Source organism: Sphingomicrobium arenosum, assembly GCF_026157085.1.
In the GTDB taxonomy this organism is placed as follows: domain Bacteria; phylum Pseudomonadota; class Alphaproteobacteria; order Sphingomonadales; family Sphingomonadaceae; genus Sphingomicrobium; species Sphingomicrobium arenosum.
On sequence record NZ_JANPVN010000001.1, the window covers coordinates 294,722 to 316,580 of the forward strand.

General features: G+C 65.9%; 20 protein-coding genes. 8 read left to right on the forward strand and 12 right to left on the reverse strand.

Translation table 11 applies throughout. The annotated features are described in order from the left end of the window. The first annotated feature begins 2 nt into the window (after nt 1-2). The 3 genes from NUW51_RS01295 to NUW51_RS01305 are packed head-to-tail and all read left to right on the forward strand — an operon-like array spanning nt 3 to nt 1,649. Nucleotides 3-449: a YeeE/YedE family protein gene (locus NUW51_RS01295; RefSeq protein ID WP_265562014.1), complete on the forward strand. Its 447-nt coding sequence runs from the start codon at nt 3-5 to the stop codon at nt 447-449. Further along, nucleotides 449-865: a DUF6691 family protein gene (locus NUW51_RS01300; RefSeq protein ID WP_265562016.1), complete on the forward strand. Its 417-nt coding sequence runs from the start codon at nt 449-451 to the stop codon at nt 863-865. The genes NUW51_RS01295 and NUW51_RS01300 overlap by 1 nt, the downstream gene beginning before the upstream one ends. 7 nt (nt 866-872) lie before the next feature. Next, nucleotides 873-1,649: a sulfite exporter TauE/SafE family protein gene (locus NUW51_RS01305; RefSeq protein WP_265562018.1), complete on the forward strand. Its 777-nt coding sequence runs from the start codon at nt 873-875 to the stop codon at nt 1,647-1,649. Here the strand turns inward: NUW51_RS01305 and NUW51_RS01310 are convergent, their stop codons facing one another. The 3 genes from NUW51_RS01310 to NUW51_RS01320 form a co-directional block, all read right to left on the reverse strand. Then, complete coding sequence (locus NUW51_RS01310) at nt 1,650-2,030, reverse strand: response regulator (RefSeq protein ID WP_265562020.1); 381 nt, start codon at nt 2,028-2,030, stop codon at nt 1,650-1,652. A gap of 88 nt (nt 2,031-2,118) precedes the next feature. Next, nucleotides 2,119-2,445, reverse strand: coding sequence for a TraR/DksA family transcriptional regulator (locus NUW51_RS01315; protein WP_265562022.1), 327 nt, complete (start codon nt 2,443-2,445; stop codon nt 2,119-2,121). Nucleotides 2,446-2,449: 4 nt separating this feature from the next. Then, nucleotides 2,450-3,274: a class I SAM-dependent methyltransferase gene (locus NUW51_RS01320; RefSeq protein ID WP_322597069.1), complete on the reverse strand. Its 825-nt coding sequence runs from the start codon at nt 3,272-3,274 to the stop codon at nt 2,450-2,452. Nucleotides 3,275-3,488: 214 nt separating this feature from the next. Here NUW51_RS01320 and NUW51_RS01325 point away from each other — a divergent pair, with 214 nt between their 5' ends. Together NUW51_RS01325 and NUW51_RS01330 are read left to right on the forward strand one after the other, a co-directional pair. Next, nucleotides 3,489-4,394, forward strand: a complete 906-nt coding sequence (locus tag NUW51_RS01325; RefSeq protein ID WP_407696303.1) for a UDP-2,3-diacylglucosamine diphosphatase — start codon at nt 3,489-3,491, stop codon at nt 4,392-4,394. Further along, a complete protein-coding gene (locus NUW51_RS01330; RefSeq protein WP_265562024.1) occupies nt 4,391-5,524 on the forward strand; it encodes a glycosyltransferase family 4 protein in 1,134 nt (377 codons plus the stop codon). The genes NUW51_RS01325 and NUW51_RS01330 overlap by 4 nt, the downstream gene beginning before the upstream one ends. Nucleotides 5,525-5,527: 3 nt before the next feature. Here NUW51_RS01330 and NUW51_RS01335 read toward each other — a convergent pair whose 3' ends face one another. The 7 genes from NUW51_RS01335 to NUW51_RS01365 form a co-directional block, all read right to left on the reverse strand. Continuing rightward, nucleotides 5,528-7,027: a CpaF family protein gene (locus tag NUW51_RS01335; RefSeq protein WP_265562025.1), complete on the reverse strand. Its 1,500-nt coding sequence runs from the start codon at nt 7,025-7,027 to the stop codon at nt 5,528-5,530. An 89-nt stretch (nt 7,028-7,116) separates the two neighbouring features. Next, the gene (locus NUW51_RS01340) at nt 7,117-8,622 is read right to left on the reverse strand and encodes a glycosyltransferase family 39 protein (RefSeq protein WP_265562027.1); all 1,506 of its coding nucleotides are present in this window, start codon (nt 8,620-8,622) and stop codon (nt 7,117-7,119) included. A gap of 114 nt (nt 8,623-8,736) precedes the next feature. Next, a complete protein-coding gene (locus NUW51_RS01345; RefSeq protein WP_265562029.1) occupies nt 8,737-8,991 on the reverse strand; it encodes an ATP synthase F1 subunit epsilon in 255 nt (84 codons plus the stop codon). Nucleotides 8,992-8,995: 4 nt separating this feature from the next. Continuing rightward, nucleotides 8,996-10,456: a F0F1 ATP synthase subunit beta gene (gene atpD / locus NUW51_RS01350; RefSeq protein ID WP_265562030.1), complete on the reverse strand. Its 1,461-nt coding sequence runs from the start codon at nt 10,454-10,456 to the stop codon at nt 8,996-8,998. Between the two features lie 19 nt (nt 10,457-10,475). Beyond that, on the reverse strand, nt 10,476-11,357 hold the full coding sequence (locus NUW51_RS01355) for a F0F1 ATP synthase subunit gamma (protein ID WP_265562032.1): 882 nt from the start codon (nt 11,355-11,357) through the stop codon (nt 10,476-10,478). 60 nt (nt 11,358-11,417) lie between these two features. Continuing rightward, nucleotides 11,418-12,947 carry a F0F1 ATP synthase subunit alpha gene (gene atpA / locus NUW51_RS01360; protein WP_265562034.1) on the reverse strand — a complete coding sequence of 510 codons (1,530 nt, stop codon included), beginning with the start codon at nt 12,945-12,947 and terminating at the stop codon, nt 11,418-11,420. A 20-nt stretch (nt 12,948-12,967) separates the two neighbouring features. After that, nucleotides 12,968-13,513: a F0F1 ATP synthase subunit delta gene (locus tag NUW51_RS01365; protein WP_265562037.1), complete on the reverse strand. Its 546-nt coding sequence runs from the start codon at nt 13,511-13,513 to the stop codon at nt 12,968-12,970. Nucleotides 13,514-13,741: 228 nt separating this feature from the next. On the opposite strand from NUW51_RS01365, the gene NUW51_RS01370 reads away from it, so the two are divergent. Then, nucleotides 13,742-14,266 carry a methylated-DNA--[protein]-cysteine S-methyltransferase gene (locus NUW51_RS01370; RefSeq protein ID WP_407696306.1) on the forward strand — a complete coding sequence of 175 codons (525 nt, stop codon included), beginning with the start codon at nt 13,742-13,744 and terminating at the stop codon, nt 14,264-14,266. A gap of 42 nt (nt 14,267-14,308) precedes the next feature. Further along, nucleotides 14,309-15,538 (forward strand): sulfotransferase family protein, encoded by a 1,230-nt coding sequence (locus NUW51_RS01375; protein WP_265562039.1) that lies wholly within the window; start codon nt 14,309-14,311, stop codon nt 15,536-15,538. On the opposite strand, the gene NUW51_RS01380 is transcribed toward NUW51_RS01375, so the two are convergent. Next, nucleotides 15,535-17,085: a cryptochrome/photolyase family protein gene (locus NUW51_RS01380; protein ID WP_265562041.1), complete on the reverse strand. Its 1,551-nt coding sequence runs from the start codon at nt 17,083-17,085 to the stop codon at nt 15,535-15,537. The genes NUW51_RS01375 and NUW51_RS01380 overlap by 4 nt on opposite strands. Before the next feature lie 139 nt (nt 17,086-17,224). On the opposite strand from NUW51_RS01380, the gene NUW51_RS01385 reads away from it, so the two are divergent. Beyond that, nucleotides 17,225-19,642 (forward strand): prolyl oligopeptidase family serine peptidase, encoded by a 2,418-nt coding sequence (locus NUW51_RS01385; protein ID WP_265562042.1) that lies wholly within the window; start codon nt 17,225-17,227, stop codon nt 19,640-19,642. 56 nt (nt 19,643-19,698) lie between these two features. Here NUW51_RS01385 and NUW51_RS01390 read toward each other — a convergent pair whose 3' ends face one another. Continuing rightward, nucleotides 19,699-21,858: a primosomal protein N' gene (locus NUW51_RS01390; protein WP_265562044.1), complete on the reverse strand. Its 2,160-nt coding sequence runs from the start codon at nt 21,856-21,858 to the stop codon at nt 19,699-19,701. Nucleotide 21,859 lies beyond the last annotated feature (1 nt).

Sequence of the window (21,859 nt, forward strand, 5' to 3'; positions counted from 1 at the left end):
TCATGACCATGCCAGGTTTCGAACATGCCCAGCCCCTCGAGGGGCTGATCGGCGGGCTTATGATCGGGCTTGCCGCGGCCATCATGCTGCTCGGTATCGGCCGGATCGCCGGTGTCAGCGGGCTCACCGCGCGCGCCACCGGCATCGCCGATAGCGGCCCGCCGCGCAGTCTCGCGCTGACCTTCATCGTCGCTCTCGTGCTGGGCGCAGTGATCGTCCAGCTCCTTACCGGCACGATCGAGGCGCGCTTTCCGCCCAAGGCGTGGATGCCGATTGCCGCCGGCCTGTTCGTGGGCTTTGGCACCCGCATAGGCTCGGGCTGCACCTCGGGCCACGGCGTGTGCGGCATGAGCCGCCTGTCGCAGCGCTCGATCAGCGCCACGCTGACCTTCATGGGCGCAGGGATTGCCACCGTCGCCATTCTCAACGCCATCGGAAAGGGCTGGTAATGCGCCAACATCTGCTCACCCTTCTCGCCGGCAGCCTGTTCGGCGGCGGCCTCGCCATCTCGGGCATGATGGACCCCGCGCGCGTGCGCGGCTTCCTCGACCTGTTCGGCAATTGGGATCCGACGCTCGCCTTCGTTATGGGCGGCGCGCTCGCCGTCATGGCGGTGGCATGGATCATTCAGAAAGGCATGACCCATCCCTTCGCCGATGCCGAGTGGCACCTGCCCGGGACAAAGAGGCTTGATGGAAAGCTGCTCGGCGGCAGCGCCCTGTTCGGCATCGGCTGGGGTCTCGGTGGACTCTGCCCCGGCCCGGCCATCGCTTCCTTGGGGGTCAATTTCGGTCAGGTCGCGGGCTTCGTCATCGCCATGCTTGTCGGCATGGTGGGCCACCGTCTCATCCTCGAGCGCAGCTAGCGCGCCAATGGACCTCCTCTACCTCTTCACCGGGCTCTTCTCGGGCGCGCTCGTCGGCTTCAGCCTCGGCCTGATCGGCGGCGGGGGGTCGATCCTCGCGGTGCCGCTGATGGTCTATCTCGTCGGCGTCTCCGAGCCGCATGTCGCGATCGGCACCAGCGCGCTCGCGGTCGCTGCCAATGCCGCATTGGGGCTCGGCGGGCACGCCCGCGCGGGCACGGTAAAGTGGAGGATCGGTCTGCTCTACGCCTGTGCCGGCATCATCGGCGCCTTCCTGGGCTCGACCGCAGGCAAGGCTTTCGACGGGCAGAAACTCCTGTTCCTGTTCGCCATCGTCATGATCCTCGTTGGCATACTGATGCTAAGGGGCTGCAAGGCGGTCGGCGATGCGCAAGCGCGCCTCCACCGCGGCAACGCCCCCAAGGTCGGTGCCTTCGGCCTCGGCACGGGCGCCTTCTCGGGCTTTTTCGGCATCGGCGGCGGCTTTCTCATCGTCCCGGGCCTTGTCGCCTCGACCCGCATGGCGATGCTCAACGCGGTCGGCACCAGCCTTGTCGCAGTGACTGCCTTCGGGCTCACGACCGCACTCAACTACGCCTGGAGCGGGCTCGTGGACTGGGGACTCGCCGCGATCTTCGTCGCCGGTGGCTTCCTCGGCAGCCTCGCAGGCACGCGCGCCGCCAAGGCACTGTCCAGCAAGGGACAGCTCACCACCGTCTTCGCCGGACTTATCTTCGTGGTTGCCGCCTACATGCTCTACCAGTCGGGCAGCGCGGTCTTCTGATCAGCCGGCCTTTTCGCCGACCAGACGCCCGATCTTCTTGATCAGCGCCTCCTCCTCATAGGGTTTCTGGAGGCGAGGCCGCTCCATCCATTCTTCAGGCATCGTCCAGTCGGCATAGCCCGAGGTGATGACGAAGGGGACATTGCGGCCATTCAGGATTTCCAGCACCGGAAAGCTCTTTTCGCCGCGGATATTGAGGTCGACGATCGCCGCGTCGATCTGCTCGCGTCCGGCAAGATCCAGCGCGGCGGGCATGTCATAGGCCGGACCCACGACGAAATAGCCGCTCTCGCGCAAGGCATCCTCGGTTTTCAGCGACATGACCGGGCTATCCTCCACCAGAAGGATGCGCGCGCCATTGGTCGCCTTGTCGTCACTCATTCGATTACCCCTGTCAGAACCGGGCACGGCCCATCGGGGGGCAGTGCCATTTGTCTCTTAATGTCGCAATGGAGCCGCTGGTTCCTTGTCATGCGGCGCATTTGATGCAGTGCGTCACGCTGGGATCATGCGCGAGGCGAGGGGGTGCGATCGCCTCCCCGCATATTACGCACCACCCCCAGTCGCCCTCGTCGAGCCGCTTCAAGGCCGCATCGATGCGGGCCCGCTCGGCGGCGCGGCGTTGTTCGAGCGCCCGCGCCATCGCCTGTACCTGCATCGCGTCCATCCGCGACAGCCGCCCGACGCTCTCTTGGTCGAGCACGACGGGCTTGCGGCCCTCCTCGTCGAGCCGATCCTCGGCGCGAAGCGCGTCGCGACGCTCGATCAGCGCGGCGCGCGCTTCCGCCTCGGTCATCGCCCTACATCGGCTTCCTGAACTTCAGCGTCATGCGATCGCTCTCGCCGATGGCGAGATAGCGGTCGCGATCCTCGTCGCCCAAGGTCAGCACCGGGGGCAGGGTCCACACGCCTTTTTCCCAATCGGCGGTGTCTTTGGGATTGGCATTGATTTCGCTCGCGCCGACATATTCGAAGCCTGCGGCCTGCGCCAGCGCGATCACGGTCGAGGTCTTCATATAGCCCGACCCGCCTTCGCGTTCGGCAGGCGCACTCTCGGGCAGGCGATGTTCGACCACGCCGAGCACGCCACCGGGTTTGAGCATCTCGTACATTTCTGCAAAGGCCGTTGCGCCGGTGATCGTGTCGCTCGTCATCCAATTGTGCACGTTGCGGAACGTCAGCACCTTGTCAGCCGATCCGGCGGGCACTCTCACCTGGCCCTCTTGCCACGGATAAGCGGCATAATTGACGCTTGCGGCATAGGTGGGATTGGCGTCGACGAAGCCGCGCACGCCACCCAAACCGCGCTCGCTCGCCACCGCATAATAGGTGCCGCCATTCGACAGGTAGGGCGCGAGGATCTGCGTATAGTATCCACCGCCCGGCCAGATTTCGACGACCGTGTCGGTCGGGCGCACCTCGAAGAAGCTCAGCGTCTCGACCGGGTGGCGATATTGATCGCGCGCCACGAAATTGTCGTCGCGAAGGCCCAAGCCGACGGCATCGCGAATGAGGTCGGCGAGCACCGCCTGCCCGATCGTCTGGCCAAGCCCGCCGCTGTTCGCGCAGGCGCCAAGCCCCATGGCGGCCAATCCCGCCGCTCCTGCAATCATCAAACGCATCATCGTCTCCCTGTTGCTGTCCGTCCTTCCTGACCCAATGAACGGGGCCTCGTCAAAGTTTCGTTTCGATCCCGTTCGGATCGGTGGCCTGCTTCATCCCGATCACTGTCTTTAAGTCGTTATCGAGGTGAAACAGCGCCCTCACCGCGCCGACAAGAGCCTGTCGCCTGTCATGTGTAAGGCAGAGGTGACGCAACGGCTTATGGGGAGACACCCAATGCGCGACCATGACCGCGAGAAGCGCTCACAGGACAGGCAGGACATGTGCGCCGACTGGCTCAAGGAGCCGATCGCTCCCGAACATTTTTGCCCGCGTCTCGCCTATCGCACCATCTTCATCTCCGACACCCATCTCGGCACGCCGGGCTGCAACGCCGACCTGCTCTACGATTTCCTGCGCTCGGTCGATTGCGACACGCTCTATCTCGTCGGCGACATCATCGATGGCTGGCGGTTGAAGAAGGGCTGGTACTGGCCGCCGCGTCATAATGATGTCGTGCGCACCGTCCTCAAACTCGCGCAAAAAGGCACCCGCGTGGTCTTCGTGCCGGGCAACCACGACGAACTGTTCCGCGACTATGTCGGCCTGTCGCTCGGCGGGATCGAGATCGTCGGCGAGGAGGTGCATCACACTGCCGACGGGCGCCGCCTGCTGGTTCTCCACGGCGACCAGTTCGACGGGGTAGTGGTCTATCACAAGTGGCTCGCGGTGCTGGGCGATCATGCCTATACGGCGCTGCTCAAGCTCAACCGCTGGGTCAATCTCGCCCGCAAGCTCTTCGGCAAGCCCTATTGGTCGCTTTCCGCCTATCTCAAGCTCAAGGTCAAGAATGCGGTCAGCTATATCGGCGAGTTCGAGCGGGTGGTCGCCGACGAGGCCGCGCGGCGCGGGGTCGACGGCGTCGTGTGCGGCCATATCCATCACGCAGAAATCCGCCGGATCGGCGACATCACCTATTACAACGACGGTGACTGGGTCGAAAGCTGCACCGCGCTGATCGAACATTTCGACGGCAGCATGCAGATCCTCAACTGGGCCGAGCGCAAGGCAGGACAGGCCGCCTCCGACACGGCGCGCGAGACAGGCCCTGCGAGCACCGTGCCTGCCGGAGCGCGGGCATGACCGTCCTCATCGTCACCGACGCCTGGCACCCGCAGGTCAATGGCGTCGTGCGCGCGCTGGAAAAAACGATTGAGCAATTGCGTGCCTCGGGCACCCATGTCGAGCTCGTCTCGCCCGATCAATATCGCACCATCCCTTGCCCGACCTATCCCGAAATCCGCCTCGCGATGGTGCGCTATGCCACGATCGCAGCGCGCCTCGACGCGCTCGGCGACAGGGTCACCCACGTCCATATCGCCACCGAGGGGCCGCTCGGCCAGAAGGTGCGCCGCTATTGTCGCCGCAAGGGGCTGGCCTTCACCACCAGCTTTCACACCCGTTTTCCCGACTATGTCGCAATGCGTAGCTGGTGCCCTGCCGACTGGGTTTGGCCGCTGGTGGCGCGCTTCCACGCGGCGGGGGCGCGCACGATGGTCGCGACCGACCGGCTTGGCAATGAGCTACGCACACGCGGCGTGAAGCGCCTTCATCGCTGGCCGCTCGGCGTCGACACCGATCTGTTCACGCCGGACCGCGCGCCGCATCCGCTGCTCGCGGACCTGCCGCGCCCCATTCGCCTCTATGTCGGCCGGGTCGCGATCGAGAAGAACGTCGAGGCGCTCCTGACCTTGCCGCAGCGCGGATCGACCGTGATCGTCGGCGGCGGCCCCGACCTCGACCAGCTTCGCGCGCGCTATCCGCATGCGCTTTTCCTCGGCCCCAGGTTCGGCGAGGAACTCGCCAGCCTCTACGTCGGCGCGGACGTCTTCGTTTTCCCCAGCCGAACCGACACCTTCGGCCTCGTCATGGTAGAAGCGCTCGCCTGCGGCACCCCGGTCGCCGCCTTTCCGGTGCAGGGGCCGCTCGACATCGTGGGTGCGAAGGGCAGGGGGATGCACGGCAGTCGTCGGCCGGTCGGCGCGCTGGGCGATCGCTTGGGCGCCGCCATTCAACATGCCTTGAAGGCGAATCGCGCGGATTGCGTGGCCGAGGCGCGCCACTATGGCTGGGATCGCTGTACGCAGGCCTTCAGGGCCGGGCTCGTGCCGTTACGCGGCGGCACTGTGGAAGCGCTGGCCGAGCATCGCACGCCGATCGACTTCCCGGCCGTGCCGGAGCGTCTCGCTGCCCGCACGGCGGCGAGTTTCTAGCGCCTAGAGGCAGGCCTCCAGATAGGGCTGGTCGAAGCCGAACTGCTTGGCCTTTTCCATCGTATAGGGACGAAGGCCCATCGAGCGATATTCGCCAATGATCTTACCGTCGGCGGTCTCGTCATGATATTCGAACTTGAACAGTTCCTGCGTGACGATGACCTCGCCTTCCATCCCGATCACCTCGGTGATGTTGGTGGTGCGACGCGAACCGTCGCGAAGGCGCTTCACCTGGACGATAAGGTCGACCGAGTCCGCGATCTGGCGCGAGATCGCTTCCTTCGGGATCTTGATGTCGCCCATCATGACCATGTTCTCCATACGGGCGAGACACTCGCGCGGGCTATTGCTGTGCAACGTCGCCATCGAGCCGTCGTGTCCCGTGTTCATCGCGGCCAGAAGGTCGAAACATTCCTGGCCACGAATTTCGCCCAGGATGATGCGGTCGGGACGCATACGCAGGGCGTTGATGACGAGGTCGCGAATGCTGATCGCGCCCTGGCCCTCGAGGTTGGCGGGACGCGTTTCCAGCGGCAGCCAGTGCGGCTGCTGGAGGCGAAGTTCGGCGGCGTCTTCGATGGTGATGACGCGCTCGCCCGGGTCGATCATCTTCGACAGGGCGTTGAGCATCGTCGTCTTGCCCGAACCCGTACCGCCCGAGATGACGATGTTCATGCGGCTCGCGCCGGCGATCTTGAGACAGGTCGCCATCTTTTCCGACATCGAGCCGAAGCCGCGCATCATGTCGACGGTGATCGGCTTGTCCGAGAACTTACGAATGGAGAGCGCGGTGCCCTTCAGCGACAAAGGCGGGATGATTACGTTGACACGCGAACCATCCTTCAAGCGGGCGTCGGCCAGCGGCGTGGTCTGGTCGACGCGGCGGCCGACCTGGTTCACGATGCGCTGCGCGATCTGGAAAAGGTGCTCCTCGTCGCGGAACTGGATCTTGGCCAGTTCGAGCTTGCCCTTGCGTTCGATGAAGGTCTGGTCGGGGCCGTTGACCATGATATCGGACACGGCCGGGTCGGCGAGCAGTTCTTCGAGAGGGCCGAGGCCGAGCAGTTCGTCGACCAGCACCTTTTCCAGCGCGAACTGTTCGCGGCGGTTTAGCGTGATCTTCAGCTCGCCCAGCACCTCGGAGATGATCGGGCGGAATTCTTCCGCAAGCTCGTCCTTGCCGAGCGTGGCAGCGGCTTCGGGGTCGACACGTTCGAGGAGGCGCGGCAGCACCTGTTCCTTGATCTTGTGGACGCTGGCTTCAAAGCCTTCGCTGGACGCTTCTTCCTTGTGATCCGAATTCATGCGGTCGTTAAGCTTGTCCATCGCGGACAGGCTCGCGGCACCGCCGCCACTGGGGGCGACAGGGGTCTCGTCGAGGCCGTTGTCCTCGACCTCGTTCTCTTCGCTCGACGACGGCGCGGGGCCACCCTTCATCGGACGCGCTACCCCGAAGCTCGGGCGCGCACCGCTGACATTTCCTCGCTTACCGAACGCATTCATCGCGCTTTTCCCCATGGATTCGTGTCTGGTCGGTAATGGTGAATAGGATGCAAACTTTTAGAAAAGCCTAATGCCGGTTACATCGCGCTTTAACGCTTCGGCCTAATCAGAGCTGAAGGATCGGGAGCAAACAGCGCCTCCACCTCGCCCGGCGCGACGTCGGCCTTCTGCGCAAAGATGCATAGCTGGCCGCCGCGCCCGCTGTTGAAACGGCCCCAGAAATTCTGCTCGAATGCTGCAACGGTGCGCAACCTTCCGTCCATGCCGGGAGCCGCCTCGAAGGGGGCGCATCGCCCGCCGACCGAGAGCAGGAGATAGGGGGAATCGGATGCCAGCGGCTCGGGTGCCCCGCCGTCGAGAAAGGTGAGCCCTTCGCGCAGGAAGTCGGGCGCCTCGACCCGCGCGCCGGTTGCCGCCCGCCAGCGCGCCACCTCGGCCTCGACCGCATGATAGCGGCGATGCTCGCTTAGTGCGACGAGTGCCGGAAGCGCGATACAGGCGAAGACAAAGGTCGGCCACAGCGGACGTGTGGCGCGACCCAGCGCCGCCAGCATCGCCCCACCCGACAAGGCGGCCAGTGCCAGCGCGGGCAGCATCATGCGCGGCTTGGGATCGATCGCCAGAACGTAGGTGAGGAAGAGGATATGACCGAGCGTGAGGAGGACGAGCCGGGTGAGGGTCCTGCGCTGCTCGGGCGTGCCGATCCAGCGGATCGCGATCCACCCCGTCACCATCAGCAGCAGCAGAAAGCCGGTCCACGGATGGATCAGCAGGTTGAGCGGCCCGTCGATCAGGGGATGCAGCGCGACCGGCCCCTCGTGCCGCCAGCTTTCGATCAGCGCACGATTGAAGAAGGGCAGGGCGCCGTCGCCCAGCACCATGTCGGTCTCGGTCGAAGCAATGCCGCCATGCCCGGTGGATAGCAACCGCCGATAGAGCGGATCGCCCGTAGCCAGCGCAAAGCCGATGAATTCGACGAGGAAGGGGAGCGCCAGACCGCTTAAGGTGCCCACCGCCGGGGCAATGTGCCGCCGCATCAGTGGCGTCAGCGTGAACAGCGCTCCCAACGCAATCACGAGGAACAGGCCCGTCTCGCGTGTCTGTAGCGCGAGCCCCAGCGCCAGTCCTGCGCGCCACCAGCGCCGCTGGAGCAACCACAGGGCGCCAAGGCTGATCAGCAGAAGTTCGATCGGCTCGACCGCCGGGACAAGCAGCCGCGCCGACATGACGGGCGCAATCACCAACAGCGACGCGCCGACCAACCCGGCGGGGGCGCCGAACAGCCGGTCGCCGATCCGCCGCAGCACGAGCACGGCGCCAAGGCTCGCGGCTAGCGGCACGATCCCCGCAACCCAGCGGTTTTCGCCCAAGAGCGCGAACAGCGCCGCCATCGGCGCCACCAAAGGCCAGCGCGCCTCCCAATGGTCGGTCGGCAGGCACGGCCCTTGCGCGACCCAGCAGCGCGCCGCTTCGACATATTGGTAATCGTCGGCCCCGCGCCCGACATAGCCGGCGGGATTGATGACCAGCAGCACCCCAAGCAGCGCCAACAGCGCCGCATCGGCCCGCCATCCCGTTGCCCAGCGCTTGCTCAAGCCCTCGTCCCCCTTCGCCGCCGAGCCTAGCGGGCAGGGGGGCAAAAGCAATCGGGCCGCGGTTCCGTCGCTGGAACCGCGGCCCGAATAATTGAGCGCATCGAAGAAAGGGCCTTAACCCTCGATCTTCTCCGCCAGCACGGTAAGGCCCTTGTCGCCGACTTCGGCGAACCCGCCCGACACGGTGACGCGCTCGGGCGCACCATTGCCGCTGTGGATTTCGAGGCTACCGTTCTTGAGCGTCGTCATGAAGGGCGCATGGCCCTCCATCACCCCGAAATCGCCCTCGACGCCGGGGACGACGACCATCTGGACGTCGCCCGAGCGTACGAGCTTTTCCGGCGTGACGAGTTCGAAGTGAAGTGCCATCGCCTTAGGCTTCCTCGGCCATCTTCTCGGCCTTGGCGACCGCTTCGTCGATGCCGCCGACCATGTAGAAGGCGCTTTCCGGCAGGTGATCATATTCGCCGTTCACCACCGCCTTGAACGACTTGATGGTGTCGTCAAGCTGGACGAACTTGCCCGGGATGCCGGTGAAGACTTCGGCGACGTGGAACGGCTGCGAGAGGAAGCGCTGGATCTTGCGGGCGCGCGCCACGGTCAGCTTATCTTCTTCCGACAGTTCGTCCATGCCGAGAATGGCGATGATGTCCTGGAGCGACTTGTACTTCTGGAGGATTTCCTGAACGGCGCGGGCCGTTTCGTAATGCTCCTGGCCGACGACGCGCGGCTCGAGAACGCGGCTCGAGCTGTCGAGCGGGTCGACGGCCGGATAGATACCGAGTTCCGAGATGGCGCGCGACAGCGTGGTGGTCGCATCCAAGTGCGCGAACGAGGTGGCGGGGGCAGGGTCGGTAAGGTCATCCGCGGGAACGTAGATGGCCTGGACCGAGGTGATCGAGCCTTTGTTGGTCGAGGTGATGCGTTCCTGCAGCGCGCCCATGTCGGTCGACAGGGTCGGCTGATAGCCCACCGCCGACGGAATACGGCCGAGCAGCGCCGACACTTCCGAACCCGCCTGCGTGAAGCGGAAGATGTTGTCGACGAAGAAGAGCACGTCCTGGCCTTCTTCATCGCGGAAATATTCGGCCTGGGTGAGGCCCGAGAGCGCCACGCGGGCACGGGCGCCCGGCGGTTCGTTCATCTGGCCGAAGACGAGGGCGACCTTCGAGCCTTCGCTCGTCGGGTTGCCGTCGGCATCCTTGGCGATGACGCCGGCGTCGAGGAACTCGTGATAGAGATCGTTGCCTTCACGGGTGCGTTCACCGACGCCCGCGAAGACCGACACGCCGCCGTGGCCCTTGGCGATGTTGTTGATCAGTTCCTGGATGAGCACGGTCTTGCCGACGCCCGCGCCGCCGAACAGGCCGATCTTGCCGCCCTTGGCGTAGGGGGCGAGAAGGTCGATGACCTTGATGCCGGTGACGAGGATCGCGGCTTCGGTCGACTGGTCGACGAAGGCCGGCGCTTCGGCGTGGATCGGCGCGAACTTGTCGCTGCCGATGGGACCGCGCTCGTCGATCGGCTCGCCAGTGACGTTCATGATGCGGCCGAGGGTCTTCGGGCCCACGGGCACTTCGATCATCGAACCGGTCGAGGTGACGGGCTGGCCGCGGGTCAGGCCCTCGGTGGCGTCCATCGCGATCGTGCGGACGATATTCTCGCCGAGGTGCTGGGCGACCTCGAGGACGAGGCGCTGGCCGTTATTGTCGGTTTCGAGCGCGCCGAGGATCGGCGGCAGCTCGCCGTCGAACTCGACGTCGACGACGGCGCCGATGACCTGCGCAATGCGCCCGGCCTTGGTGTTGGTTGCGGTTTTCGCGGCGGTAGCCATGGTCACTTTTCCTCGGCTGTTAGAGCGCTTCGGCGCCCGAGATGATTTCGACAAGTTCGGTGGTGATCGCCGCCTGGCGTTGGCGGTTGTACTGGATCGACAGGCGATTGATCATGTCGCCTGCGTTGCGCGTCGCATTGTCCATCGCGGTCATCTGCGAGCCGTAGAAACCGGCCTGGTTTTCCAGCATCGCGCGATAGATTTGGATCGCGACATTCTTGGGCAGGAGATCGGCGAGGATCGCTTCCTCGTCGGGTTCATATTCGACCGCCGCCGATGCGCCCTCGCTTGCATCGCCCGCGTCCGCCGGCTTGACCGGGATGAGCTGATCGACCTGCGGCACCTGGCTCAGCGTCGATTCGAACTCGGCATAGGCAAGGTGCGCGACATCGAAGCGGCCCGAATTGAACCGGTCGATGATGTCGTCGGCGATCGCCTGCGCGGTGTCGTAGCTCGGGTTCTTTTCCTGCGTCGTGTCATGCTCGCCGATGATGGCGTCGCCGAACACGCGCTTGATGAGCGGCTTCGACTTGCGGCCGACGAGGTAGAAGTAGACGGTCTTGCCCGCCGCCTGCAGTTCCTCGGCCTTCTGGCGCGCGGCCTTGGTGATGTTGGTGTTGAACGCACCCGCGAGGCCACGGTCGCCCGACGCCACGATGATGAGGTGCGTCTCGTCCTTGCCCGTGCCGGCGATCAGCTTGGGGCTCTGCGGCCCCACGGTGATGCGGCTCGCGAGCGAAGAGACCACGTCCGACAGGCGCGTCGCATAAGGGCGACCCGCCTCGGCATTGGCCTGCGCACGGCGCAGCTTGGCCGCCGCGACCATCTTCATCGCCTTGGTGATCTTCTGGGTCGACTTGACCGAGTTGATCCGGCCCTTGAGTGCCTTGAGTGATGCCACTGGTGCTTCTCTCTCTGCCCGTCACCCCTCCGATCGGAGAGGTGACGCTTGGGTGATCTCTTAGGCGAACTGCTTGGAGAAGTCGGAGAGCGCGGCGCTCAGCTTCTCGGCGGTATCGTCTTCGAGCTTCTTCGTTTCGCGGATGGTGACGAGCACGTCATTGTGATCCGAACGCATGTAGCTGAGCATCGCCGCTTCATAGCGGGTCACGTCCTCGACCTTGACGTCATCGATGAAGCCCTTGGTGCCGGCAAAGATGCTGGCGACCTGTTCTTCGACCGGCATCGGCGAGAATTGCGGCTGCTTGAGGAGCTCGGTGAGGCGAGCGCCACGCGCCAGAAGCTTCTGGGTCGAGGCGTCGAGGTCCGAACCGAACTGCGCGAAGGCAGCCATTTCGCGATACTGCGCCAGTTCCAGCTTGATGGAGCCGGCGACCTTCTTCATCGCCTTGGTCTGCGCGGCGCCACCGACGCGGCTGACCGACAGGCCGACGTTAATCGCGGGGCGGATGCCCTGATAGAAGAGGTCGGTCTCGAGGAAGATCTGCCCATCGGTGATGGAGATCACGTTGGTCGGAATGTAGGCCGACACGTCGCCCGCCTGCGTTTCGATGATCGGCAGCGCGGTCAGCGAGCCGGCGCCATTGTCTTCGTTCATCTTCGCCGCGCGCTCGAGGAGGCGCGAGTGGAGATAGAAAACGTCGCCCGGATAGGCTTCGCGGCCCGGCGGGCGGCGGAGAAGGAGCGACATCTGGCGGTAGGCGACGGCCTGCTTCGACAGATCGTCGTAGCAGATGACGGCGTGCATGCCGTTGTCGCGGAAATATTCGCCCATCGCGCAGCCGGTATAGGGCGCGAGGAACTGCAGCGGGGCCGGCTCCGAAGCGGTCGCGGCGACGACGATCGAATATTCCATCGCGCCATTTTCTTCGAGCGCACGGACGATCTGCGCGACGGTCGAGCGCTTCTGGCCGACGGCGACATAGACGCAGTAGAGCTTGTTGCTCTCGTCATCGCCCGCATTGGCACCCTTCTGGTTGATGAAGGTGTCGAGCGCGACGGCCGACTTGCCGGTCTGGCGGTCGCCGATGATCAGTTCGCGCTGGCCGCGGCCGACGGGAACGAGCGCGTCGATGGCCTTGAGGCCGGTCTGCACCGGCTCGTGGACCGACTTCCTCGGGATGATGCCCGGCGCCTTGACTTCGACGCGGCTGCGCTTCTCGGCAACGATCGGGCCCTTGCCGTCGATCGGGTTGCCGAGCGCGTCGACGACGCGGCCGAGCAGGCCCTTGCCGACGGGCACGTCGACGATGGTGCCGGTGCGCTTGACGGTCGAGCCTTCGCGGACGCCCTGGTCCGAACCGAAGATGACGACGCCAACATTGTCATGTTCGAGGTTGAGGGCCATGCCCTGCACGCCGCCTTCGAACTCGACCATTTCACCGGCCTGGACCTTGTCGAGGCCGTGGACGCGGGCGATGCCGTCGCCGACCGACAGGACGCTGCCGGTTTCGGTGACTTGCGCCTCGGCGTCGAAATTCTCGATCTCGTCGCGGATCACACGGGAAATTTCAGCGGCACGGATATCCATGTTCAGCCTTTCATCGAGCCTTATTGGGCGGCACCCGCCATCTTGGTGGCGAGCGAGTTCAATTTGGTTTGGACGGAAGCGTCGATCAGCTCGGAGCCGAGCTGGATGCGAACGCCGCCGAGGAGAGCGGGGTCGACCGCGGTGTCGAGCGAAACGGTGCGGCCGGCACGCGCCGACAGCTTCGTTTCGAGCGTCTTGATCTGCGCGTCGGTCAGCGGGCGCGCGCTAGTCACGGTGGCACGGGCCTGGCCCTTGTGCGCGGCCATGAGCGCGTCGAAGACGCGGATCGCGTCACCAAGCTGCGACAGACGACCATTGGCCGCGAGCACGCCGAGGAAATTCTTGGACAGCGGATCGAGCTTCAGTTCATCCGCGATCTTGCCCATCGCGCGGGTGGTGGCCTCGCGGCTGACGGCGGGCGATTCGATCATCGCGCCAAGTTCGGGGGCCTGCTCCAATGCACCACGCACGCGCGCAAGGCTCGCCTCGACGGTGTCGAGGACCGACTTCTCGCGGGCGAGTTCGAACAATGCAGTCGCGTAGCGTCCTGCCAAGCTGGCCTTCATGCCGCTGCCAATATCCACCTGGGGTAAGCTCCGGGTTAGCGATCGTGATGCCATGCAAAAGGAGGCAGGCGGGCGATTCCCCTAAGGGAAAAATCCGCTGCCCCCGCATGGGTTGGCGCGCCCCTAGCAAGGGGTGGCCGAGGATGCAAGGCGGTGGCCCATGCTTTCACGACGAGGCGCGCAAAATTGCGGCTCCCATCGATCATCGCGCGGGGCTAGCCTGCGTCCATGCACCCATCCGAATCGATCCGCCTCGTCGCCGGCAGCTGCCGGTTCGGTCATTTCACGGCCGGGCTCGACGGCGATGCGCTGATCGGCCTGTCGCTCGGCGATGGCGGGCATCGCTGCGAGACATGGCGGCGCGGGGCAGGGGTGCCGAGGGTCGACGACCCCGCCGCTGCCAGCATCGCCGCCGCGCTCGATAGGCCCGGCACGCCAAGCCCGTTATCCCTCGCGCCAGCGGGCACGCCTTTCCAGCGGGCGGTGTGGGCGCAGCTCCAGCGCATCCCGCTGGGCGAGACGCGCAGCTATGCCGACATCGCCGCCGCGCTCGGCCAGCCCGGCGCGACCCGCGCCGTCGGCACCGCCAATGGCGCCAATCCCATCGCCATCTTCATCCCGTGCCATCGCGTGGTGCGCGCCGATGGCGGGCTCGGCGGCTACGCCTACGGCCTCGCAGTAAAGGAAGCGCTGCTCGCAGCCGAAGGGGCGCTCGTCGCGCCAGCGCAACAGACCCTCGCCTTTGGTCCGTAATATTGGGTCGTTTTTAACCCTTCGTCGCGTTACAGCTTGGTGATGGCCACCCTCGCGCCCGATCCGATCCGCCTCGAGCCATCGCCCGACAAGGGCGACAGCCTCGCTGCCGCGCGTTTCATCGATCGGATGCTGTGCAATGTCTGGCGTCAGGGCATGAGTCCGCGCCCGAGCCTGGCGCCCGGCGCGCTGATCGACCATGCGACCAAGGCGGAAGGGCAGCGCCCTGCGCCCGGCGACTGGGAGGAGCGGCTTGCCATCCTCACCCGCAGCCTTGCAGGCGAAGCGCAATTGTCGCCGCTGGGCCGCGCCATCGCCTTCGGCCAGATCGTGCGCAAGCTGCGCTGTCGTATCCGCGCCGAACAGCAATGGCAGCGCGATCCCGCCATCCTCAAGCGCCCGGTGCGTCGCCCGCTCGTCATCGTCGGCCAGATGCGTTCGGGCACGACGCGGCTGCACCGTCTGCTCGCGCGCGATCCCGCCTTCATCCATACCCGCGCCTACGAGACCATGATCCCGGTGCCGACCGGCGGCCGGATCGAGACGCGCCCGCTCACCGTCACCGCCAACCTCCTGTTCCTACGCGCGCTCAACCCGCTGCTCGCCGCGGTCCACCCAACCGGCCCCTTCCAGGCCGAAGAGGAGTTCGGATTCCACGCGATGAGCTTGTTCGGCGCCCAGTTCGAAGGGCAGTGGCAGGTGCCCAAATTCGCGCGGCATTGCGAGAATTGCGACCGCGCCCCGGTCTATGACGAGTTTCGCAAGACGCTCCAGACCATCGCTACCGTTCGGGACGAGCCCGAGGACAAGCCCTGGGTGTTGAAAGCGCCGCAATTCACGCAGGACCTGGATACGCTCCACGCCGAATTTCCCGACGCGCGCTTTCTCTTCCTCCACCGCGACCTCGCGCAGGTGGTCGGCTCATCTGCCAGCCTCGCTTTCCAGCAGGCCCGCGTCCAGTCACGCCACGTCGACCCCCATGCCATCGGCGCCGAATGGCTGCGCAAGACCAAACTCCGCCACGACCGCGTCGAGGATTTCCGCGCCCGCAACCCCTGGGTCGATGCGCTCGACGTCAGGTTCGAGGACGTCAGCCGCGACTGGCGCGGCCAGATGCACCGTATCTACGCCTTCCTCGGACGCGACCTCGACCCGAAAGTCGAGGCCGCGATGCAGGCCTTCCTCGGCAAGAGCAAGGCGCACCACAAGCACCGTTACGCGCTCGGGGATTTCGGCCTCACCGAAGCGCAGGTCCGCGCCGAATTCGCCTAGCGCGCCCAGCCGTCATCGGCAGGCGATAGCGTCTTTAAAAACGCCGCCGCGCTCTCCCGATACTCTTCCTTGCGCTCATCCCCCATCCGGTCCCAGGTCGCGAAGATCCGCCCGATGCGGTGATTGCCCTCGAGCTTGTCGCGATTGCGATCCATGAAGTCCCAGTAGAGCGCGTTGAAGGGGCAGGCGTCCTCGCCCGTCTTCTTCTTCACGTCGTAGCGGCACTGCCCGCAATAATCGGACATCTTGTTGATGTAATTGCCGCTCGCCGCATAGGGCTTGGAGGCCATGTCGCCGCCATCGGCATAGAGCGCCATGCCGACCACATTGGGCTGTTCGACCCATTCATAGGCATCGGCATAGACGACGAGGAACCAGTCCTGCACGTCGCGCGGACGCACCCCCGCGATCAGCGCAAAATTGCCGAGGATCATCAGCCGCTGGATATGATGCGCATAGGCATGCTCGCGCGTCGTGCGCACCGCTTCGGCCAGGCAATGCATGTCGGTCTCGCCGGTCCAGTAGAAGTCCGGCAGGTGGCGCCGATTGCCGAAGAAATTCTCCGCGCCATAATCGCGATCCTCCCACCAGTAGATGCCGCGGATATATTCGCGCCAGCCGATGATCTGGCGGATGAAGCCCTCCACCGCCTCGATCGGGGCATAACCGTCGCGATAGGCCTGTTCCGCCCGCTGGCACACCTCGAGCGGGTCGAGCAGCCCGCAGTTGATGCTGGTCGACAGGAGCGCATGGTTCATGAAGTCCTCGCCCGTCAGCATCGCATCCTGCGTCGCGCCGAAACAGGGCAGGCGATGGGCGATGAAGTCGTCCAGTGCCTCCTCCGCCTGCGCCGCCGTCACCGGCCAGCCGAAGCTATCCAGCGTGCCGAAATGCTCGCCGAACCGCTCGGCGACGAGATCGATGACACCTTGCGTAATCTCGTCCGGCGCGAAGGTCGGGCGCTCCGGGAAGTGCGTATCGGGATCGGCGCTGTCGCGGTTCTCCGCATCGAAGTTCCAGCGCCCCACGACCGGCTCCTCGCCGTCCATCAAGAGCCCTGTCTTCGCCCGCATCTCGCGATAGAAATGCTCCATCCTGAGGCCCTTGCGCCCTTGTGCCCAGGCGCAGAATTCGGCGATCGAGCAGATGAAGCGCGTGTCGGGCAAAATGGTGACGGGAAGGCCGAAGCGATGCTCCCAACCCGCGATCGCGTCCATCACCCGCCGCTCGCCCGCCTCGACGATGCGAATGGCGTCGACATCGTGCCGCGCGCTCGCCCGCTCGACCTCTCCGGTAAAACTGCCCGAATTGCCCTCGTCGTCGAGCTTCACATAGTCGACCTCATACCCCTTCTCCTCGAGCTCGGCGGCGAAATGCCGCATCGCCGAGAAGAGCAGCGCGATCTTCTGGGGGTGGTGCTTCACGTAGGTCGCCTCGTCCCAAACCTCCATCATCAGCACGATGCAGGAAGCGGGATCCTCGTCGGGCAGGCTGGCGAGATCATGGCTGAGCTGGTCGCCGAGCACGGGTACGAGGGTCCTGGACATGCGCGCCCAACGTGCCGCCGACCCGCGAGGTTCATCGACCATCGCGGCTCCCCGTTCGACCAACGACCAACGACCCCCTTCACAAGCGCGCTTTCCTCCCCTCTTATCGCGCCAATCGAAGTTCCCCGGGGAGGATCCTATGCGTTTGTTATTCGCCAGCTGCGCGCTCGCCGCGCTGACCAGCCCGCTTGCCGTCACCGCCGCCGCCGCGCAGGACAGCTATCGCTTGCCGCCCGCCGAGGTCGCCGACATCGTCATGCGCGCCCCGCCGCCCACTGTGTCGGTCTCGCCCGACGGCGACCAGCTGCTGTTGCTCCACCGCGAAAGCTATCCTCCTGTTTCCGAACTGGCCAAGCCAATGGAGCGCCTCGCGGGGATCAAGCTCGATCCCGCGATCAACGACAATTACAATCCGCGCGCCTATGTCGGCATGACGCTGCGCGATATCGCGACCGGCGAGGAGCGCGTCGTCGCGCTACCCGACAATGCCGACATCGCCGACGTGAACTGGTCCCCCGACGGCAATCACGTCGTCTTCACCCACACCCGCGCCGACGGCATGGCACTGATGCTGCTCGACACGCGCTCGGGCACCGCCCGTACGCTGCTCGAAAGCGGCATCAACCCGATCTTCCAGGAACCCAGCTTCCTGCCTGACGGCCGCGTCCTCGCGCTCATCTCGCCGCCGGCGCGCGGTCCCATGCCGCAACCCTCGCTCAGCCCCGAAGGCCCCGCCATCCAGGACGCCGCCGGGGGCGAGGAAGCGCAGACCCGCACCTGGCAGAACCTTCTCGAAAATCCCGATGACGAAGCGCGTTTCGAATGGCTCGCTACCAGCATGCCGGTCGCCTTCCCGCTCGATGGCGGCGCGCCGGTCGCGCTCGGCTCGCCGCGCATCTACCAATCGGTCGCCCCGTCGCCCGATGGCCAATATCTGCTGATGGAATGGAACGAGAGACCGTTCAGCTACCAGGTACCTTATTGGTCCTTCCCTCTGGTCAGCGCGGTCACCACCATCACCGGCGAGCCGGTCGCCGAGATCGCGCGCCAGCCACTTGCCGACAATCTGCCCGTCCAAGGTGTTGTCACCGGGCGCCGCAATATCGGCTGGCACCCGACCAAGGCCTCAAGCCTCCTCTGGGTCGAAGCGCAGGACGGCGGCGACCCGCGGGTCGAGGCCGACGTGCGCGATACCTTGTTCGGCCTCGCCGCCCCATTCACGGCCGCGCCCCGCCGGATCGCCGACTTCGAGGACCGCTTCAGCGGCACCTATGGCATCGAGGGCAGCGACGACCTCATCGCCTACGATTACGACCGCGACACGCGCGAATTGCGCACCGCGATCGTCGACGTCGACGGTGCGGAAGGATCGCGCGTCATTCAGCTGAGGAACTCCAGCGATGCCTATGCCGATATCGGCAGCCCCGTCACCGTCACCCTGCCGAGCGGCAAGACGGTCGCGCGCAGCGACGGCGAGGCGATCCTCCTGTCGGGTAGCGGCGCCACGCCCGAAGGCCTGCGTCCCTTTATCAGCCGCCTCGACCTCGACACGCTCGAGGTCGAAGAGCTGTGGCGCAACAGCGGCGAATATCTCGAACAGGTCGTCGACGTCCTCGACGATGGCGGCACCCGCTTCGTCACGCGCTACGAAAGCCCGACCAACCCCGGCAATTATCGCCTTCACGCGGGCGACGAGGTGAGCTGGCTCACCGCTTTCGAGGATCCTCACCCCGAGCTCACCGGCATCAGCCGCGAGGTCGTCACCTACAAGCGCGCGGATGGCACCGATCTCACCGCCACCCTCTACCTGCCGCCCGACTATGAGGAAGGCGAGCGCCTGCCGCTCGTCGTCTGGGCCTATCCATGGGAATATTCGGACGCCTCGATCGCGGGCCAGAACCGCGATTCACCCTATCGTTTCGCCCGCGTCGGCGGCTATTCGCAGCTCTTCTTCCTCACCCAAGGCTATGCCGTTCTCGACAATGCGGCGATGCCGGTGATCGGGGCGGACCCGGAGACGGTCAACGACAGCTTCATCGAGCAGATCGTGTCTTCGGCGCAGGCCGCGGTCGATTTCGCCGATGAGCGCGGCGTCGCCGACCCCGACCGCGTCGGGGTGGGTGGGCACAGCTATGGCGCCTTCATGACCGCGCATCTTCTGGCCCAATCGGACATCTTCAAGGCCGGCGTGGCGCGTTCGGGTGCCTATAATCGCACGCTTACGCCCTTCGGTTTCCAGGCCGAACGCCGTGTCTTCTGGGATGCGCCCGAGACCTATTACATGCTCTCGCCCTTCATGGCCGCCAACAAGATCGACGAGCCGCTGCTCCTCATCCACGGCGAAAAGGACAGCAATCCCGGCACCTATCCGCAACAGTCCGAGCGCATGTTCGCGGCCATTCGCGGGACCGGCGGCACTGCGCGCCTCGTCATGCTCCCGCATGAGGACCACGGCTATCGCGGTCGCGAAAACGTGCTTCACACGCTGGCCGAGATGATCGACTGGTTCGACGCCCATGTGAAGAACGCACCGGCACAGGCCGCCGGCAGCCAATAGGCTCTGCCACTGTCGCGATGCGTAGGGCGGCTCCGCAAGGGGCCGCCCTCGTCGTATCAGACGAAGCTATAGGGATCGACGTCGACCGCGACCCGCACCTTGGCGGGCCAGTCGACCGTGGCGAGCCAGTCGCGGATCGCCGCCTGCACGTCCACCCGCCGCTCGGCATGGACCAGCAGACGTTGGCGGTGCCGCCCGCGCAGCATGGCGAGCGGGGCAGGGGCGGGGCCGTACACCGCAACCCCTTCCATCTCGGGCCGCGCGCGCCCGAGTTGCTGGGCGATGAGTTTGGCGGCTTCCTCGTCCTCGCTACTGACGATGATGGCCGCCAGCCTGCCGAAAGGCGGCATGGCAGCAGCGCGCCGTGCCTCGGTCTCGGCGGCGATGAAGGCGGGGGCATCGCCCGACACCAGCGCTTCCATCACCGGATGGTCGGGCTCGTGGGTCTGGATGAACACCCGCCCTGGCTTGTCGCCGCGCCCCGCGCGCCCCGCGACCTGACTGACCTGCTGGAAGGTTCGCTCGGCGGCGCGCAGGTCGCCTCCTTGCAGCCCGAGGTCGGCATCGACAACGCCGACCAGCGTGAGGTTGGGGAAGTGATAGCCTTTGGTGACGAGCTGCGTGCCGACGACAATGTCGATCTCGCCCGCCTCCATCGCCCGCACGAATTCGGCAGCGCGCGCGGGCGACCAGATGGTGTCCGATGTCACCACCGCCGTCCGCGCCTCGGGGAAGAGCGCGCCGACCTCGTCGGCGATGCGCTCGACGCCGGGGCCGCAGGCGACGAGGCAATCCTCCTCGCCGCACTCTGGACAGGCGGCGGGCGGCGGCATGACATGGCCGCAATGATGACACGCCAGCCGCGCCATGAGCCGATGCTCGACCATCCACGCGGTGCAATTGGGGCATTGGAAGCGATGCCCGCAGTTCCGGCACAGGGTAAGCGGCGCAAAACCGCGGCGGTTGAGGAAGAGCAGGCTCTGCTCGCCCGCCGCCAGATTGGCCTCCAACTCGCGCACCAGCGTCGGGGCGAGCCACTTGCCGCGTAGCGGCGGGTCCTGCGTCAGGTCGATGGCGGTCAGCTCGGGGAGCTGCGCCTCGGCATGGCGTTCTTCGAGCCGCACCTCGTCGTAGCGCCCGATCTCGACCATATGCCGCGTCTCGATCGCGGGGGTCGCGCTGGCGAGGATGACGGGGAATTGCTCGAACTGCCCGCGCATTACCGCGACATCGCGGGCATGATATTGCACGCCTTCTTCCTGCTTGAAGCTGGTCTCATGCGCCTCGTCGACGATGACGAGCTTGAGGTCGCGATAGGGGAGGAACAGGCTGGACCGTGCGCCGACGACGACTTTCGCCGTGCCCTCCGCGATCCCGCGCCAGGCCCGCCGTCGCTCCGAGCCGCGAAGGTCCGAGTGCCAGGCGATGGGCGCGCAGCCGAACCGCCGCTCAAACCGCTGGAGGAACGGCTCGGTCAGCGCGATTTCGGGCAGAAGGACGAGGACCTGTCCGCCCTGCCGCAGCGCTTCTGCCAGCGCTTCGAAATAGACTTCGGTCTTGCCCGAGCCAGTGATGCCGTCGAGCAGGATGGGCGCAAAGCCACCGCCGATCGCATCCCGTAGCGTGGCCGCCGCCTCCGCCTGCTCGGGGCGAAGATCGACAGAAGAGAAATCGGGGTCGGGCTGGGGGAAGGGCGCATCGGCATCGACCTCGACGGCCTCCAGCGCGCCGGCTTTCACCAACCCTCGGACCACCCCGTCTGACACCCCTGCCTTGGCGGCGAGTTCGCGCACGCTGCCTTGCCGCCCTTCCAGTTCGCGCAGTGCCTTTTCGCGGGTCGCGGTGAGGCGAGGGGGGGCGAGGCCGGTGAGGCGATATTCGACCATCTGCCGCGGGCTGGCGAAGGCCGCGCTTGGCAGCATCATCCTGAGCACGCTGGCGAGCGGGGAGCAGTAATAGGTGGCGGTCCACTCGGCCAAGCGGCGCAGCTCGGCGGAGAGCGGCGGCACGTCGATCGCGCCGATCAGCGGGCGGAGCCGATTGTCGCCGACTTCCTCGGTCGGCAGACGTTCGGGCTCCCACACCACGCCGGTCAGTTGGCGCGGGCCCAGCGGCACGGTGACGAGCGTGCCGGGCGGTGCTTCAACGCCCTCCGGCAGCCGATAGTCGAGCGGCCCCAAAGCGGCGTTCAGCGTGACGACGCGAACGCGCTCCATG